Here is a 1,222-nt window from a genome sequence, read left to right as displayed (position 1 = left end):
CCTCGGTCGGCCACTCTCGACCCCATCCTGACTGAAAATTAGAACAAGAGAGAAGGATCCGTCATGACGTTCCAGATGCCGGCCGAGTGGACCCCCCACGACGGGTGCCTGATGGCCTGGCCGACCAGGTCGGACCTCTGGGGGGAGACCTTCGAGGAGGCCAAGCGGGAGTACGCCCAGGTCGCCCGGGCGATCGCCGAGTTCGAGCCGGTCACGATGGTCGCGCTGCCGGACCGGGGCGCCGAGGCGCAGGAGCTGTGCGGGGAGGGCGTCGAGGTCGTGGAACTCCCCATCGACGACTCGTGGTTCCGCGACTCCGGGCCGATCTTCGTGCTCGGCGAGGACGGCCGGCGGGCCGGTGTGGACTTCCGCTTCAACGCCTGGGGCGGCAAGCACCACCCGTACGACACCGACGACCTGATCGCCGGGCGGCTGCTGGAGCGCCTGGGCGTCGAGCGCATCGACTCCCGGATGATCCTCGAAGGCGGGGCGATCACGGTCGACGGCGAGGGCACGCTGATCACCACCGAGCAGTGCCTGCTGAACCCGAACCGCAACCCGGGGATGAGCAAGGAGGAGATCGAGGCCGAGCTGATCGCGAAGCTCGGCGTCAGCACGATCATCTGGCTGCCGTACGGCGGCCTGCTGGACACCGAGACCGACGGCCACGTGGACGGCGTCTGCGCGTTCGTCGCCCCCGGCAAGGTGATCGTCCAGCTGCCCGCCGACCCCGAGCACCCCGACTACGAGCGCATGCGCGCCAACCACGCCGTCCTGGCGGCCGCCACCGACGCCCGGGGCCGCAGGCTGGAGATCCTCGAAGTCCCGCAGAGCGCCTTCGTCGAGGTCAACGGCACCGACGTCGAGGTCGGCTACCTCAACTTCTACATCGCCAACGGCGGCGTCGTCGTCCCGGTCGCCGACGTCCCGGAGGACGAGGGGGCCCTCGCCGCCATCGCGGCCGCCCTGCCCGGCCGCAAGGTCGTCGGGGTCCGCTCCCGGGTGATCGCCTACGGCGGCGGCGGTGTCCACTGCATCACCCAGCAGGTGCCCACCGCCTGAGCCGCCCGCACGCACAACCACCCACCCGTCGCCGCCGCCCCGGCCCCGCAACCCCCCCGGCCCGGGCCCCCCCCCCCCCCCCCCCCCGGCCCCCCGAGTGCCCGGGTAAAAAAACACCCCAATCCCCCCAACCCCCCCCCCCCGGCCCCAAACCCCCCCC

General features: G+C 72.1%; 1 protein-coding gene. It reads left to right on the top strand.

Features of this window, described 5'->3' with window-relative positions:
* Window positions 1-63: 63 nt before the first annotated feature.
* Window positions 64-1,062 (top strand): agmatine/peptidylarginine deiminase, encoded by a 999-nt coding sequence (locus ACFV6I_RS39690; RefSeq protein ID WP_244293819.1) that lies wholly within the window; start codon window positions 64-66, stop codon window positions 1,060-1,062.
* Window positions 1,063-1,222 lie beyond the last annotated feature (160 nt).

This window comes from Kitasatospora sp. NPDC059803 (assembly GCF_042732255.1).
Classification (GTDB): domain Bacteria; phylum Actinomycetota; class Actinomycetes; order Streptomycetales; family Streptomycetaceae; genus Kitasatospora.
Note: the sequence above shows the minus strand (reverse complement) of the source record. Positions and strands in the feature narration are given on the sequence as shown.

What these genes read in the sequence shown, in the direction of transcription:
- ACFV6I_RS39690 (WP_244293819.1), top strand. Translation starts at nt 64, where the DNA reads ATGACGTTCCAGATGCCGGCCGAGTGGACCCCCCACGACGGGTGCCTG.